Source organism: Arthrobacter sp. BGA-UO-ETr-C19, assembly GCF_059568005.1.
This window is the reverse complement of the sequence record NZ_JCAQPC010000009.1, coordinates 180938-195563: the sequence shown is the minus strand read 5'-3', so window position 1 is coordinate 195563 and position 14626 is coordinate 180938. Positions and strand designations below refer to the sequence as shown.

Below are 14626 nucleotides of genomic sequence, written 5' to 3'. Positions count from 1 at the left end.
ACTGCGCATGACCACGATCACCCCGGCCTCCGCCGTCGTACTCCCACCGACCACCGAGATCGAACTCGAGGCGCTGCTAACAGCAGCCCACGCAGCGGCCACACCGCTCGCCGCCCTGCTTCCCACCGACCGCGCGAAACTGCTTGATGCCGTCTCGAACGCCTTGGATGCGGCAGCGGACCAGCTCGTTCCCGAAGCTGAAAGGGAGACCCGTCTGCCCGAGGCGCGCCTGCGCGGCGAGCTCAAACGCACCACCTTCCAGCTGCGCCTCTTCGGGGAAGAATTGCGCGACGGCGGCTACCTTGATGTCCGCATCGACCATGCCGACGCGGAATGGCCCATGGGGGCGCCTAGACCGGATCTGCGGCGCCTGCGGGTGCCCGTAGGACCCGTGGTCGTCTTCGCAGCCAGCAACTTTCCCTTCGCGTTCTCCGTAGCCGGCGGCGACACCGCCTCGGCGCTGGCCGCAGGCTGCCCTGTGCTGCTCAAAGCACATTCCGGCCACCCCGGGCTCTCCCGGCTCACGGCTGAAGTGATGACATCCGCGCTTGGCAAGGCGGGGGCGCCGGAGGGCACGTTCGCACTCATCGCCGGGACGGCAGCGGGAGCCGCTGCCCTGCGCGATCCGCGGATCAAAGCCGGCGCCTTCACCGGATCCATTCCAGGCGGCCGCGCGCTGTTCGACATCGCGAATTCCCGGCCGGAACCCATCCCTTTCTTCGGGGAATTGGGCAGCAACAACCCTGCCTTCGTCACCGAGGCTGCGGCCAGCGAGCGTGGAGCGGAAATTGCCCATGGGTTCGTGAACTCGTTCACCCTTGGAGCCGGGCAATTCTGCACCAAGCCCGGGACGCTCTTCGTTCCTGCTGGATCCGGAATGGCGGAGGCCCTGCGCGACGCCGCCCTGCCATCGGCCTTTCCCCTGCTCAACGAACGCATCCAGTCCGGCTACGAAGACGTCCTGCAAGACCTGCTATCCAACCCGCGCCTCGAGGTCCTTGCCCAGGGAACCGGCCCCCTGGCCGATCCGCCGGGCCCGACCCTCCTCCTCACCACCGCCGCGGACATGCTCACCGAGCCACACGCTCTCCAAACCGAATGCTTCGGCCCCACCGCCGTAGTAGTCACCTACGATGACGAGTCCCAACTCCCCCAACTCGCTGAGACCTTCGAGGGCCAATTGACGGCCACCATCCAGGGGACAGACACCTGCCAGGTAGCACCACTCGTCGAGGTTCTGGCCCGCAAAGCAGGACGCGTGGTCTGGAACCAATGGCCAACAGGTGTCTCGGTGACCCACGCGCAACAGCACGGCGGACCCTACCCGGCAACCACCGCCGTCGGAAGCACCTCCGTAGGCACCGCCGCAATCGAACGCTTCCTACGGCCCGTCGCCTACCAAGGCTTCCCGCAACACCTCCTGCCCGAGGCACTCCGTGAAGACAATCCCCTCCAGGTGCCACGGCAGGTAAACGGCCGCCGACGGGGGGAATAGCCGTGTCTGTCGTGCAGCGGCTGCGGTCTTTCGCCCGGCGAGGGCTTCCGCCGTCGGGTCTGGCCACCCTGTTCATTCCGCAAGATAATTCAGAGCAGCAAATCCTGAATGAACGGCTCAAGTCCAATGACCCATACTGGTGGATCCTCGCCGGCGGAATACACGTTCAGGGATTTGGCCCGTACGCTGGGCCGACTGAACCAGCACCCTGACTTCGCCCCGAAAGATACCGGTAGTCCTCTCTGAGGGGTTCAAAACCTCGTGCAGCTGATAAGCGACAGCGGCGAGTCTCTTCCAGCGATTTTTGATTGAGGACCGGCAGCTCACTCCCCGGCTCGAGCTATTCGAGGCTCTCCAGGTTTGTCTGGCGTAGCCCTGACGGGCTTCTTGCCAGAAAGCGTGCGTCCCAAACACACGGCCTCATCAACGCCGAAATGCTCGCCGCGATGAAGCCCGAAGGGCACCTCATCAATGTCGGCCGCGCAGCGCTGATAGATGAGACGGATCTTGTTTAGGCACTCAACGGCGATCAAATCACCCACGCTTCCCTCGATGTCTTCCTCAAGGAACCCCTGCCCGAGGCGCACCCCTCTTGGGCTATGGACAACGTCAGCATTTCAGCTCCTATGTCCGGCGATGTCCGTGGCTGGCAGGACAGCCTTGCCGACCCATTCCTGGACAACCGGGGTCCTTCGCGGCAGGACAACAGTGTCCAATTCAGGTCGATACAAGCCAGAGGCTATGCCGTCAAGAAACAATCCAGGCTGCCCCTGGCCGGGTTTAGGCCACGAATCGTGCATATGGCCCTTTTGCGCCGATCGCCACTCTGGTTTTTCACGAGCCATCCCGCTGCTCGTCAGTGACGCCTCCAGTAACTCCTCCGGTCACATTGCTAGGGGGTGTTCCGTATGGGGCTTCTTCCTGCGCAGCACTGAACTGGACGTCGAATCGCCTAGCGGGGTGCCCTTGGCCGGCGCCGCGGCGGCCTGCTGGGCCGTTTCGTGAGGCGAACAACCGAGTAGTCAGGCGTGCGGAAGCAGTTTATTTACGATCGGCATGGAATCATGCCGGCTTTGCTCCACGTGAGCAAAGGCGAGTGCGCCAGCCAGCTCAACCTGCCCCTCCGCAATCGCTCGGCACAGTGAAATATGCTCACGGTGGAGTCCCGGCTGATCACGATCTGTGACGATGTGGAACAGGCGACGCACCCGTCCCTCAACGGGCGACATGAGCCCTCGGAGCAGGGTGCTGTTCGAAACGAGCAGGATCTCCTCGTGAATTTTCGAGTTCGCGCTTGCAATACGCGCATCGTCCTGAGTTGCAAGTGCTTCCTCGGCGTCGGCCAACGCAGCGTCCAGGCGATCCGTCACCGCACCTTTGGCGCACTCAGCCGCGGCCAGCCTCGCCGCCAGTACTTCTAGGCTGGCCCTTACATCGAAAAGCTCCTCGACATCGCGTACCGTCATCCGCGTTACGACCGCGCCCCTGCGCGGCATGGTTCGGATATAACCTTCGCTCTCCAGCTGCGGCAATGCCTCCCGGATTGGAACACGGGACACTTTCAGCCTCTCGGCCAGTTCACGTTCCCTGATCCTGGATCCAGGCGCAAGCGTACCGTCGATGATCCGCTCCCGCAGCCATTCATATATGCCATCCGACAGGGACTGATCAACATCATTCTGCCCGGGCCGGGCAGCGGTACTGGTCCCCTCAATTGACATTCCCATGCCTCCTGTCCGCGCGCTCGTTGCTCTTCCGCCATCCTATGGGCAGTCGGCGATCTACCATTCTGTATACCAAAATCGCCAGCAGTAGCTTCCACAATTCCAATTATCGCGCTACAAGGCTTGTTTGGAATACCAAAGGGCCATAGAGTGATTGACACCACTCCCCATCTCTTCCCACAAGCCGGTGAGCACAGTGACACTTTTCCTAACAGCATCCCAGCTGGAGTCAGCAGCAGATATGACTGCGACAATCGCTGCCGTTGAAAGCATCTTTCAGGACGTCGCCCTGGGGCAGGCAGATCAACCTGCACCGATCGCGATGCATCTTCCGTCATCGGATTCAAACTTCATCGTGATGTCTGGCTTGGCGGCAGGTCCCCGCCTCGCAGCCGTAAAGCTGCTGTCCGACATACCGTCGAACCGCGAACGAGGGCTGCCAACCCAACGCTCTACGATTCTTCTTTCCGACCAGCAAACGGGAGAAACTCTAGCCGTACTGGACGGCAGAGTTCCCACCCGTGTGCGGACGGCGGCCGCCAGTGCCGTAGCAAGCAAGCATTTGGCCCGCCACGCCAGCAGCACCCTTGGATTGATCGGTGCCGGCGCCCTCGCGAGAGCACATCTGGAGGCGATGCTCATCGTCCTGCCAATCGACACAGTAATCGTGTGGTCCCGCAGTACCGAGACAGTTCAAGCCTTCCGCAAGGCAACAGCCCACCACGGAATCAAAATCGTGCAGGCGTCCACCCCCCGGGAGGTGGTCGAGGCAGCTGACGTCGTCTGCACTCTCACACCATCCGAAGACCCGATACTCAAAGGGGAATGGTTCATGCCGGGCCTGCACGTGAATGCCGTCGGTGCACGCCCACGGGCTGCGCATCGGGAGATCGATGCCAATGGAATGGCCCGCGCACGAGTGTTTGTCGACAGCATGGAAACGGCACGAATCAAGTCGGGCGACCTTCTTCTGGCCGTGCAAGAAGGGGCCATGGAACTAAGCGACATCGCCGGAGAGCTTGGCTCCATAATCGCCGGAAAGACTCCTGGGCGCATGGATGACACGGACATCACCTTGTTCAACTCCGTCGGCATAGGCTCCCTGGACCTGGCCATCGGCCGTCTCCTTCTCGACACCGCACGGGAACGTGGCCTCGGTTTCACAGTCGATATGTCGTCCTGATCTCCACGAAATGAATTGCCTCGAAAGCAAGGCCGTCCGGTCGCAAGACCCTCATCAAGCTCCACGTAACCCCTCTAAAGGCCCGAGGATCCCGTCGATTCTCAACTACCCAAAGCGGTGATGGAATTATGAACTCAGCAGGTATACAGGGTCTGCTCTCCCGAATGGAGAGCATGCCCATTTCAAAGCCACACTACAAGCTCGCCCTGATCGGAGGCCTCGGCCTGCTCTTTGATGGCATGGACGGAGCATTGGTTTCGTACATCCTTCCCGTCATCACACCCTTGTGGCACCTTCAGGGCGCCCAAACAGGACTGATCGGAAGTTCCCTGCTCATCGGCATCCTGGTCGGTTCCCTGACGGCAGGAGTCGTCGGCGACCGCATTGGACGCCGCAAAATCATGATATACGCCCTGGCCCTGTACGCAGTAGCAACTCTAGCCGCCGCTGCATCGCAGAACTGGGAAATGTTCTTTGCCTTCCGGGTGATTGCGGGCATCGGCATCGGCGCCGAAGCTGCCATCATCCCCACATTTGTTTCCGAGTTCATCCCGGCCGCCAAACGTGGCCTCTTCGTCGGATCGGTGGCCGGCTTCTTCTCACTCGGATACGTATCGGCCGCGTTGCTGGGAACTTTCGTGGTGGCCGGAAGTCCCGAGGGCTGGAGGCTCGGCCAGGTCATCACCGCCGCTCCCATCCTGCTGCTGCTCTGGTGGCGGCGGATTCTGCCCGAATCGCCGCGTTGGCTCATCAGCAGGGGCCGCTACCAGGAAGCAGAGGACACTGTTGACGCATTGGAACGCGGGCTCCTGCTGCCCCCGTCCAAGCAAAATGCCCCGTCCCGGGGTTCTCATTGGGAAACAGCAGCATCCGAAGAATCCGGCCAAAGGTCTCCACTGTTCCAGTTCGCGGAGCTCTTCAAGAACGGAAACGGCCGGCGGACCGCCGTGCTGTGGCTCCTCTGGACGTCCGTCACGTTTTCGTTCTACGGCTTCTTTGTCTGGATCCCATCCCTTCTTGTCAGCAATGGCATGACCATGACAAAGAGCTTCACCTACACCCTGATAATCACCATCGCCCAAATACCGGGTTACTACAGCGCGGCCTACCTGAATGAACGGCTCAGCCGGAAAATCACTATCGCTACATACCTGGCCGGTGGAGCTACTTCGGCCTACTTGTTGTCCACAGCACAGGACAGCACCCAGATCCTTATCTTCGGTTGCTTCCTCTCCTTCTTCATGAACGGTTGCTATGCGGCCCTCTACGCCTACACCCCTGAGGTCTACGCCACCAGCCTGCGGGCCACAGGCATGGGCACCGCCTCAGCGGTAGGCCGCATCGGCGGCATCGCTGCCCCAATAATCATCGGGGCAAGTTACGCAGAACTAGGCTTCGGAGGCGTATTTACCCTGGTCATGTCTGCGCTCGTGATCGCGGCCATCGGAGTCCTGGTGTTCGGCGTCAACACCAAGGGAAGGACCTTGGAAGAAATCAGCGAAGAACCCCTCAGTGACTCCGCCCGTGACGAGCTCACCCGGCCTGTTAGTAAATAAGGAGGACACCGATGAACCTTTCGAGCCCAGTGACAAACGTGGACGACAACCACGTCGTAGCGATCCGCGACGCGTCCGTACTGGACACCCGAGCGGGTCAGATGCTCACCGGCCAGACCGTGGTGATCCGCGGATCGCGCATCGAAGACGTCGGGCACGCGGTCGACATCCCCCCACGAGCACAAATACTTGATGGCAGTGAAATGACGGTGATGCCTGGGCTCATCGACGCCCACAGCCACGTGATGCAAGTATCCGGGAACTTCAACGACCTCCTTGAATGGTCGCCCTACTACATAGGAGCCCGTGCGGCAGGCGTCCTGAAGGACATGCTGCTACGCGGGTTCACCACCACCAGAGACATGGGCGGAGCCGACGCAGGCATCGCAAGGGCCTTGGAAGAGGGACTGATCCAAGGCCCGCGCCTCAAGTTCGGCGGACCCATCATCGCCCCCACAGGCGGCCATGCGCTCACAAAAGTCTGCGACGGTGAGGTGGAACTGCGCAGGGCCATCCGCAAGGAACTCCGGGACGGTGCAGACCACATCAAACTCACAGTCAGCGGAGGCGTCATCTCCAAAATGCGGATGGAGTCCCTCGGCTTCACTGAGAAGGAACTCAAGGCAGCAGTAGAAGAAGCACAGCTGGCCCATCGCTACGTTGGGGCGCACGCCTACACCGCCGAGGCTGTGAACAGGGCACTAAGATGCGGTATCCGCAGCATCGAACATGGCAACTACCTTAACGACGAAAGCATCAACCTGTTCCTTGAGACCGACTCCTTCTATGTCCCAACCCTGGTGACCTACTGGTACCTGACGCAGGAACCCCACTTCAGTGCCCTCCCGCAGGACAAGCAGCTGAAGCTCAAAGGCGTGCTGGATGCCGGCCTCGACTCGTTAGCACGAGCAAGTGAAGCGGGAGTCAAGATCGCCTACGGCACCGACCTCCACGGAACCGGTCATGAACACCAACTGATGGAGCTGACGCTGCGAGCCCGCGTTCAGCAACCCATGGACGTGCTCCGTTCCGCCACCGTAACGGGCGCGGAATTGCTGAATATGGACGGAGAAGTCGGGGAAATCCGTCCTGGCGCATTAGCGGACATACTCGTTGTCGATGGCAATCCCATTGAAGACATCGGCGTACTCAGCAAGCCCGCAGCTCTCAAGATGGTGATGATCAACGGCAGGATCGTGACAGGCCATCTCTCATGAATGAACGTTCCTCAGTCCGCTTTGACGACCAGAAGCGAGTCCCACTCCGGCAGTGTAGCTCGGAGGCATTACAATTCCTGACCGCCCTTGCCCAAGCCCGTCCCTTCGGGCTCGCGTCTGGTTGAACTACACCCCAACCGGACGTCAGGCGGGCCCAGTAAAACTCGTCAGAATAGGGTCGATTTGGTCTTTTCTGACAATGGCTGGAGAAGGTCTCAGAACCAATCCTGACACGACCGATTTACCCTTTCTCTGCATCGAACGAGATCCACTCGAGGTGGTCGGTGACAGCACCACCGCGTAGCCGTGCTCTTAGTCAGCAGGCAGTCGGTTCCCCGAAGGGCAGTGACGTACCTGCTATGAGCCAGGCGCTTCCATTCCAATGCATGGAGTAGCGGATTTTCCAGTTGGAGCACGTTTGGCCGTTTCTGCCATCCGCTGCATCCTGGCTGGTTTGTAGGTTTACATCAGCGGAGAGGTTATCGCCGTTGCCGGTGACGTTAACTATCTCTGCCTTTCGCCAATAGGAGGACCCGAGGCCGGCGCTCCATGCAGCTGAGTCGCCAAAAGTTGCTTGGAGTTCGGGAGTCAACTGCTTGAACGCAGCGGCGTAAGCCCCTTGGTTGATGCCCTGGCCGTGAAGTAGGAGGCTCTGTCCGATGTTGCGTGCTTGATCATGGGTAGCTAAGACGGTCAGCGGGAAGAATCCTGAGCCTGGTGCCGGGGCGTTGCCGCAGTCCTTGAGGGCTATCGGGACCGAACGTGCCTGCCATTCCTGAACGGCCGCAGCAGCCCGCGGTGCAGTCACCGCATAGGCGATACCTTCGGCCCGGACATCTTGATCGAATTCGATGGTGACAACAACGCCTGAAACCTGACCGTCCTCGGTAATCAGCGGTCCACCGCTGTTTCCATGGTTGATTGCAGCGTCTGTTTGAATCAGGTTGCTGAGGATTCTGTTTCCAATTTTCTGTTCGGCTTTTAAAGCGCTTACAGTTCCACGAGTCAAGGTGAATGGCTTTCCTAGGGGGAATCCGAGGGCCGCTACATCCGTACCTATTGGCGGTTCGGCTGTTCTGAACTGAAAGCGATGACCTTGAACAGGAGTCTCGGTTCTCACAAGCGCCAAGTCCGCGAGTTCGTTTATGCCGAGAGCCTTGCCATTCACAGATGTTCGACCAAACGAGATGCTTATGGCGGAAGCGTCCCGTACCATGTGTGCGGCCGTGACGACCAGGTCAGGCCCAACGAGGAATCCCGTGCCCGTGTAGCTGCTATCACATGTCGTGACACTGAACTGCCCCACGCCAGATTGCACCTGGGCTACGACCTCAGGCCAGCTTTTGGGGACAGCTTCCGTGCTTGCGGTCGGGCTCGGGGAAGGAGTCTGGCTGGGGGTAGCAGTGCTCTGGCTTGGAACAGGCGTTTCCGAGGGGACCCGTGCAGACAAAGTGGACGAGGAACCAGGGGCAGTCCCGGTAGGACTCGTACAGCCCGCAGTCGAAACACATACGCTTACAACTGCGGCAATCGCACAACGTCTGATGGGACTCCGCTTAATACTCATCAAATGCCTCCGGTCCTGAAGGAACGGGACAGCGTCCGTATCAGTCGTGGTCGTGGATCACGCCAGCTTGCTGCTCCGCAAGGTCGTTCTCAAGTTGTGACTGCAGCGCGACTGCTGCTCGGATCGTGGAGACAAATTGCGGGACCTCTCCATGATCCGCATTACCTGCCATTTGCCCTAACTCGGGTACCCAGCGGGAACAGCGTAACACCGGGAAAACCAGATTCTGCGACCGCTACGTTGAATTTCTGTTAAGTGTCCCAGTTGTGAGTCCACTTTGTTATCACATTGCTGAGGGATTTGCCCGAGGATAAAGTCTGACTGCTATTTCCCAATAACAGGCCCCTGCAATTAACCGGAGCCGCGTGTCAGGACGTGGTCCGCCTTCGGAGCCGCCGCTCAGGCTTTTTTCTAGGCTGCCACGGTCACTATCAAAGCTGATGGAGCAACCTTGGGCCTGTTCAACTGTCAGGCCGACCTCCCGGGCACTGCGGAGCGGAAATAAGGCTCAATTGATCGGCTGGCGCTGCGACCGCGCCGAACTACTTCACCGGATACGGGTACTCCGGGTTCCAATCCCTGGCCAACATCCAGGTTTTGGGGTTTAACGACCGACGGCACCAGGGCACCCCGCCATCAGCGCGTCCCAAGCGAGACCGACGTGGGCAGCTTCAGCGGCTCCCCCACAACTGCCCATACACGTATGTACCGGCGCGTTCGTGCGTGGAGGGGTGAGCTGCTACTGCCACTGACGCACAGCGGCCAGATCGTGGGCGGCAGACACATGTCTCGCAACTAACAATGAGCACGCTGGCTGAAGCAAAAGGTTGCGAGACATAGTTACGAGAACGCCTGTTGCACAAGCGCTCCTGCACAATCCCAAGAAGATGAGTGCGGCACCGCCCAGCATAGGGTTGGTGGTCGAGACGTCTCGTATTCCAAGCGTTTCAAGACAGTCTGGAGTGTAGCGTTTAGGGCACCTTCACCGTGCACTCAATCGTGCGGGGTAAACGTGCATATCGAGGCTAGCAAACGGCACCGATGCAAGAAAAATGCCTGGCTGCGCGCTTGACGACCCGCTTACGGGCAGCTTGGGATGGCGTATCCAGCCATATGCGGGGCACGAAAGAGGGGGCATCGGCGCCTGCCGGATTCGACCCCGGTGCCCTGCGCCGCGTCCCGGGAAACGGTCCAGCGCAGAGCTGGTCGGGCACGCCTCCTACGGTTACTGCCCCTCCCACGCGCGCTGGTTCTGGGGCTTGCGCCTCTACCTGCTCTGCACCCCCGAGGGCACGCCGGTCGTCTGGGGGCTGGCCAAGGCCAACCTCGGCGAACGCGAGGTGGCCCAGGCACTGCTGGAACACGACCGCCCCCTGATCGAGGACGGACAGGTGATCGTTGCGGACAAGGGCTTCGCCGGAAAGGACTTCGAGGACTTCACCGCCGGTCTCGGCGCCATCCTGCTCCGCCCGAATCGCAAGGACTAACCCGCCCGCTTCGGCAACCTCGGGAAGATCCGCCAATGGGTCGAGTCCGTCTTCGGCACCCTCAAGGACCAATTCACCCTCGAACCTGGCAAGTTGTCTATCTGCCCGTTGGTACGAGCCGCGTTAGACGGGCGTCACTTGCCGCGCATCGTGCGCGACCAGATTGTCTTTATCTCCCAGTCGCGGTCATAGCGCCCCAACTGTATTGCGGCAGGATGCCATGCCTTGATCATGGCCATGCGGTCAATCCTCGGAATCTTGTCCCACTCGTCGAGGGCGGGCTCCGGGTAATAGACCTGGCATGCGTACAGAAGGCAAAACAAGAGCATTGGGGCGAGGATGAGGCCTCCAAAGCTCGCCGTTGCAATCGCTGTGACCAGTCCCGCCCCACAACTGATGACCCAGATAGCCGTGCGCACCCCGCGATAAGTGGCCGCCCGCACGGGCGTGCGCTGAACGAGTACTCCCATGACACGAGGTTAGCTGTAGAAGGGCTTATTTCTCGGGACATTCACAGGATCGGCTACATTGGGCACTATGGCCTACGACCATAGAACTCCCGACGAACGGACTCGCGACGAGCGCAGCGCTAACGTGGTACACAACTGGACCATGTTCGCCTTCTGCTCGGGAAGTTCTGCGGGCATCTCCGCGCTGATGTGGTTGATTCTGGCGAATGACTCGACGCCCGATCCAGACGAGCAAGCTTGGTTGCCGCTCCTGCAGTTCGTGACTGTCGTCGGCGCGATTGTCGTCGTGGCATACGCTCTGTGGTGCTTCAGCCTGGAGGCTCATGCGCGCGGTCGTGGCTGACGACGCGCGAAGCGCGCTTGACTTGAATTAGCACCATAACGCGGGAAGGTTCACCATCCTCCCAGCTGCCCCTGAAGAGGCGTGTCCGCATCGCCGCCAGGCTCCTAGCACTGGCGGCCGCCATCTGGCACAACTGGCGCAGCGGAAACGCTCACTGACCGCCTACGACCACTGAACCCAAAAGGACTCACTCATCTATACGTTGTTGCGGTACCACCAAGATCACTTCAACGGATCACCACAAAATTTCGATTAGGATGCGGTATGGCTTGTAGGTCGTGCGGATTTGAAGGTCACAACAGTCGCAGCTGTCCGGGCCCAAACTGGCCCTGCCCGACCTGTGGCAAACCAACGGCCAATATGACTGATTACGCCGAACGCCACGACAGCGCTTTTTGCAGCCCCTTCACTTCCTCGAACTGTTGGGGCTGACAACTGCATTCCCGGTGAAAGTCCCTCCCTGACATCGGGCTTCCGGCTCACTGCCACAGACATGGCCCTGATGGTCGAAAGACCAGCAGGATAGGTCCGAGGCCGGATATGATCCGGGCATGACTGAATTGGGTGTCTTCCTGGAAGCCATCGCTGAGGATCTCGGCGATCCCAACGGCTGGGGTGCCCCAGTGGAGTTTCGCTACTCTCTTGCGCTATGCGCCCTGAACTCCGCTTACTCCCTCCGCGGGACCTCAGCTGCCGCGACGAATGTGCTTGCCAAGTACCGATCTTTTCGCTCGACGGCCGACACCGACAGCGGTGCAGATCTGTTGAAGGCCATGGACAGCGCCGGCGGTCCCTCAGACTTTGCCCGTGACATCCTGCGCAACGAAAGCAAGCTCCCTGGAACAAACCGCGTGCGACCCGAGGGTATCTACGAGGGCCTCTCCCGGCTCGCAGCCCTGAAAACCCCCGTCAACAACACAGAACACCTTCGGACGGCAGTGGCTGCCGGAGATACCTCCGTAAAGGCAGCATGGCTGTCAGTCAAAGGCTTTGGCGCGCTTGCCTGGTCATACCTGATCATGAATGCAGGAGTCGGAACCGAAACAAAGCCAGACGTGATGGTTCAGCGCTATCTCTCCCGAGTTCTCGGCTATGGCAACAAACTGACGCCCGCACGAACACGGGACCTCCTCCAGCTCGCCGCAGCAGAGCTCAATGTTGAACCCCGAGACTTGGACCGAGCAATATGGCTACACGAGAGCCCTTCGAAATAGCTGTCCGGTGAAGGATCCCTCTTCCGGAAGTGTCACTCGATGTGCGCGTGGGGATTCGCATGTCGGTCGGAGTGAAGCAACAATAACTGCATGGACCAAGTTCCCCAACTAAAACCACGGCCCTCCCTGCTTGGGATGCGACTCTACGGCCCCCCTCTTTCTGACGTGACCGTTCAATTCGGTCCCGCACTCACAGCTTTCTATGGGAGAAATGGTGCCGGCAAAACTTCCATTCTCAACGGCCTCCGAAACGCGTTTGCCGGGCGAACAAAATACATTACACAGCTCATCATGCAAGCCGACAAGGGTTCGGTGGCTTTTGATTGGGTAGTGAGGAGCATCAAAGACACTGCTCGTGATCTTCCTTACGAGCTGAAATATGAAAGCGCGGACGCTGACGTTATCCGGTACGCGATTCGCGACTGGTTCCTATCCGGCGGAAAGCACTTTGACCCCTCCCTCAGCGCGGACGAAATAGATTCCGTGTTTGTCGACGAATTAGCCGACCTGACCTCGATAGCTATCCTTCCGGCGGGTGCTCAGGAGTCATCTTGGGATGTCTGGCTCTGCATTCCTCCACAAGGATCACGATCCGCAGCGAGCGAGGAAGCCGTGGGTCGGCTCGTCAATATTTGGAGAAAGGAGGATGAGCGGGTGGCCCTGCTTGTGGCCAAAGAGGAGCAGCTTGAGGCGCGATGTGAAGCTGGGGAAATAACAGAAGAAGAGTTTTCCGAGAGGCAAGGGGAAATCGAGATTGAGTGGAAAGAGGCCGGGAAGCAAGACGGATGGGGCGTTTTTGAACCCGTAGCAGGGTTCGCCTGGGATTTTTTTTGGTCTGACACAGCAGATTCCCTTAGACGGTTCATCAGCCCCATGCTTGGAGACGGCCTTCCGGTTCCCGTCGTCAAACTCTTTTCCACTAGTACAATCCCATTCGAGTTGGAGGATGACGGGGACGAGTCCGATCTAGACCGAGTTACTGCTGTGAAGCTCATGGCACGTCTTGATTCCCGGTCGAAGGAACAAAATGAGGACCAGAACACAGACAAACTATTGCGTCGCTGGGTTCAGGAACTCGAATCTGAGGTCAATACGATCTACTCGGCTCTCCTGCAAGATGCGCCTCCCCTCACCCTTGAGCTGGCAGCCCCATCGCGGTGGCTGGCTGAAAAACCCCTGCGATGGATTGTTCGATACGGCCACGAAGCTGTGCCTCTCACTTCGCTCTCCCGGGCTGAAGGGCGCTGGGCTAAAATCGCGATCCGCAGAGCACTGGACTTCCACTCGCTTATTGCAGCTGCCGTGATCGACGAACCAGAAGCCGCTCTACATCGCGCTGCCGAACGGCACATGTCTGTGGGCCTTGAAGCGCTAACGTCATTTGGTCCTCAGCTTATTGTCGCCACGCACTCTCCGGAGGTCCTCAACTCCAGTGCCACCAAGTGCGTCCATGTGTCGAAAACCGAAGGGAGAACGCATATCGGACAGATTCCTGACTTGGGGCCAGAGTCCCTTGCAGTCCTGGGACTCTCTCCGTCTGACCTTCTAGGCCTTTACCGCATATTCCTCCTAGTCGAAGGTGTCCACGACGAGATTGTTCTACGCGGTTTTTGCGGTCCGGCTCTGGACGAAGCGCGGGTCAAGATCATCCCGATGCATGGAGCACGCAATCTACCTGGATCAATTGAAAGTCAGGTTCTGTTTGACCTCACAGACGCCCACGTGGTGGCGGTACTGGACGATATCAGGATCCAGGAAGTCAACGAGGTGTGGGCGGAAGCAGTGAATTTATCGAAGTCCAACGAACAGGACCTGGCTATGACACGTCTGACCAGCGCATTCCGCGGACGAAAGGGCAACGAGTACGAGTGGATTACAAATTGGCTTGGTCGGGCGCTGAAGCACCAAGTAGATTCGCGCATAGAGCCCTATGGCTTCCGGGCCCGCGACATTATCGAGTATCTGCCTGTCGAGGTGATGGTTCCAGAAGCCGGAAAGTCCTGGGACGATCTCCGGAGGGAACACGATCAAGCGATTCCGTCACTGGATAAGAAAAAGGGCCTTCATGACTTCAAACAATGGCTGAGCAGGACCTACAAAGCCGATATGTCGGTCAGCGCCATTCGCCGCGGAACTGAAGCCGCGACAGATGTGCCTGAAGAGTTTTTGAAGTTCAGCTATCGGATACGTGAAATAGGTTCTCGAAGAAGTGCTGGGCGTTGATTTTGAAACTTGCGCAGAGGGCCGAGCATCATGAACACCTATGTTCCCCACAGGCAACAAGCGTCCGCGGTAAGCATTGACGAATCCCGTCCCCGAACGCATCGTCTGGAACAGCGGCCGCGCCTGTCGTTTGTCCTCATTCGACCA

General features: G+C 59.4%; 11 protein-coding genes and 1 pseudogene. 9 read left to right on the top strand and 3 right to left on the bottom strand.

Going from position 1 to position 14626, the window contains the following annotated elements:
• Positions 1-7 precede the first annotated feature (7 nt).
• A complete protein-coding gene (locus tag AC57BR_RS05410) occupies positions 8-1495 on the top strand; it encodes an aldehyde dehydrogenase (NADP(+)) (protein ID WP_496358726.1) in 1488 nt (495 codons plus the stop codon).
• 308 nt (positions 1496-1803) lie between these two features.
• Positions 1804-2010, top strand: a complete 207-nt coding sequence (locus AC57BR_RS05405; RefSeq protein WP_496358725.1) for an NAD(P)-dependent oxidoreductase — start codon at positions 1804-1806, stop codon at positions 2008-2010.
• 507 nt (positions 2011-2517) lie between these two features.
• On the opposite strand, the gene AC57BR_RS05400 is transcribed toward AC57BR_RS05405, so the two are convergent.
• Positions 2518-3222, bottom strand: a complete 705-nt coding sequence (locus AC57BR_RS05400; RefSeq protein WP_496358724.1) for a GntR family transcriptional regulator — start codon at positions 3220-3222, stop codon at positions 2518-2520.
• A 184-nt stretch (positions 3223-3406) separates the two neighbouring features.
• Between AC57BR_RS05400 and AC57BR_RS05395 the strand changes: the two genes are divergently transcribed.
• The 3 genes from AC57BR_RS05395 to AC57BR_RS05385 all read left to right on the top strand — a co-directional run bounded on the left by AC57BR_RS05395 (position 3407) and on the right by AC57BR_RS05385 (position 7175).
• Positions 3407-4402 (top strand): ornithine cyclodeaminase family protein, encoded by a 996-nt coding sequence (locus AC57BR_RS05395; protein WP_496358723.1) that lies wholly within the window; start codon positions 3407-3409, stop codon positions 4400-4402.
• Between the two features lie 173 nt (positions 4403-4575).
• Positions 4576-5958, top strand: a complete 1383-nt coding sequence (locus tag AC57BR_RS05390) for an MFS transporter (RefSeq protein ID WP_496358722.1) — start codon at positions 4576-4578, stop codon at positions 5956-5958.
• 11 nt (positions 5959-5969) lie between these two features.
• Positions 5970-7175 (top strand): metal-dependent hydrolase family protein, encoded by a 1206-nt coding sequence (locus tag AC57BR_RS05385; RefSeq protein ID WP_496358721.1) that lies wholly within the window; start codon positions 5970-5972, stop codon positions 7173-7175.
• Positions 7176-7491: 316 nt separating this feature from the next.
• Here AC57BR_RS05385 and AC57BR_RS05380 read toward each other — a convergent pair whose 3' ends face one another.
• Positions 7492-8742: a S1C family serine protease gene (locus tag AC57BR_RS05380; RefSeq protein WP_496358720.1), complete on the bottom strand. Its 1251-nt coding sequence runs from the start codon at positions 8740-8742 to the stop codon at positions 7492-7494.
• Between the two features lie 1141 nt (positions 8743-9883).
• On the opposite strand from AC57BR_RS05380, the pseudogene AC57BR_RS05375 reads away from it, so the two are divergent.
• Positions 9884-10313 (top strand): annotated as a pseudogene (locus AC57BR_RS05375) (transposase); the annotation flags it as partial.
• A gap of 50 nt (positions 10314-10363) precedes the next feature.
• Here the strand turns inward: AC57BR_RS05375 and AC57BR_RS05370 are convergent.
• Positions 10364-10699, bottom strand: coding sequence for a hypothetical protein (locus AC57BR_RS05370; RefSeq protein WP_496358762.1), 336 nt, complete (start codon positions 10697-10699; stop codon positions 10364-10366).
• Between the two features lie 67 nt (positions 10700-10766).
• Here AC57BR_RS05370 and AC57BR_RS05365 point away from each other — a divergent pair, with 67 nt between their 5' ends.
• The 3 genes from AC57BR_RS05365 (at position 10767) to AC57BR_RS05355 (ending at position 14479) form a co-directional block, all read left to right on the top strand.
• Positions 10767-11042 (top strand): hypothetical protein, encoded by a 276-nt coding sequence (locus tag AC57BR_RS05365; RefSeq protein ID WP_028272690.1) that lies wholly within the window; start codon positions 10767-10769, stop codon positions 11040-11042.
• Positions 11043-11593: 551 nt separating this feature from the next.
• Positions 11594-12256 carry a DUF8548 family protein gene (locus AC57BR_RS05360; RefSeq protein WP_028272689.1) on the top strand — a complete coding sequence of 221 codons (663 nt, stop codon included), beginning with the start codon at positions 11594-11596 and terminating at the stop codon, positions 12254-12256.
• 90 nt (positions 12257-12346) lie between these two features.
• Positions 12347-14479, top strand: a complete 2133-nt coding sequence (locus tag AC57BR_RS05355; protein WP_496358719.1) for an AAA family ATPase — start codon at positions 12347-12349, stop codon at positions 14477-14479.
• The last annotated feature ends 147 nt before the right edge of the window (positions 14480-14626 follow it).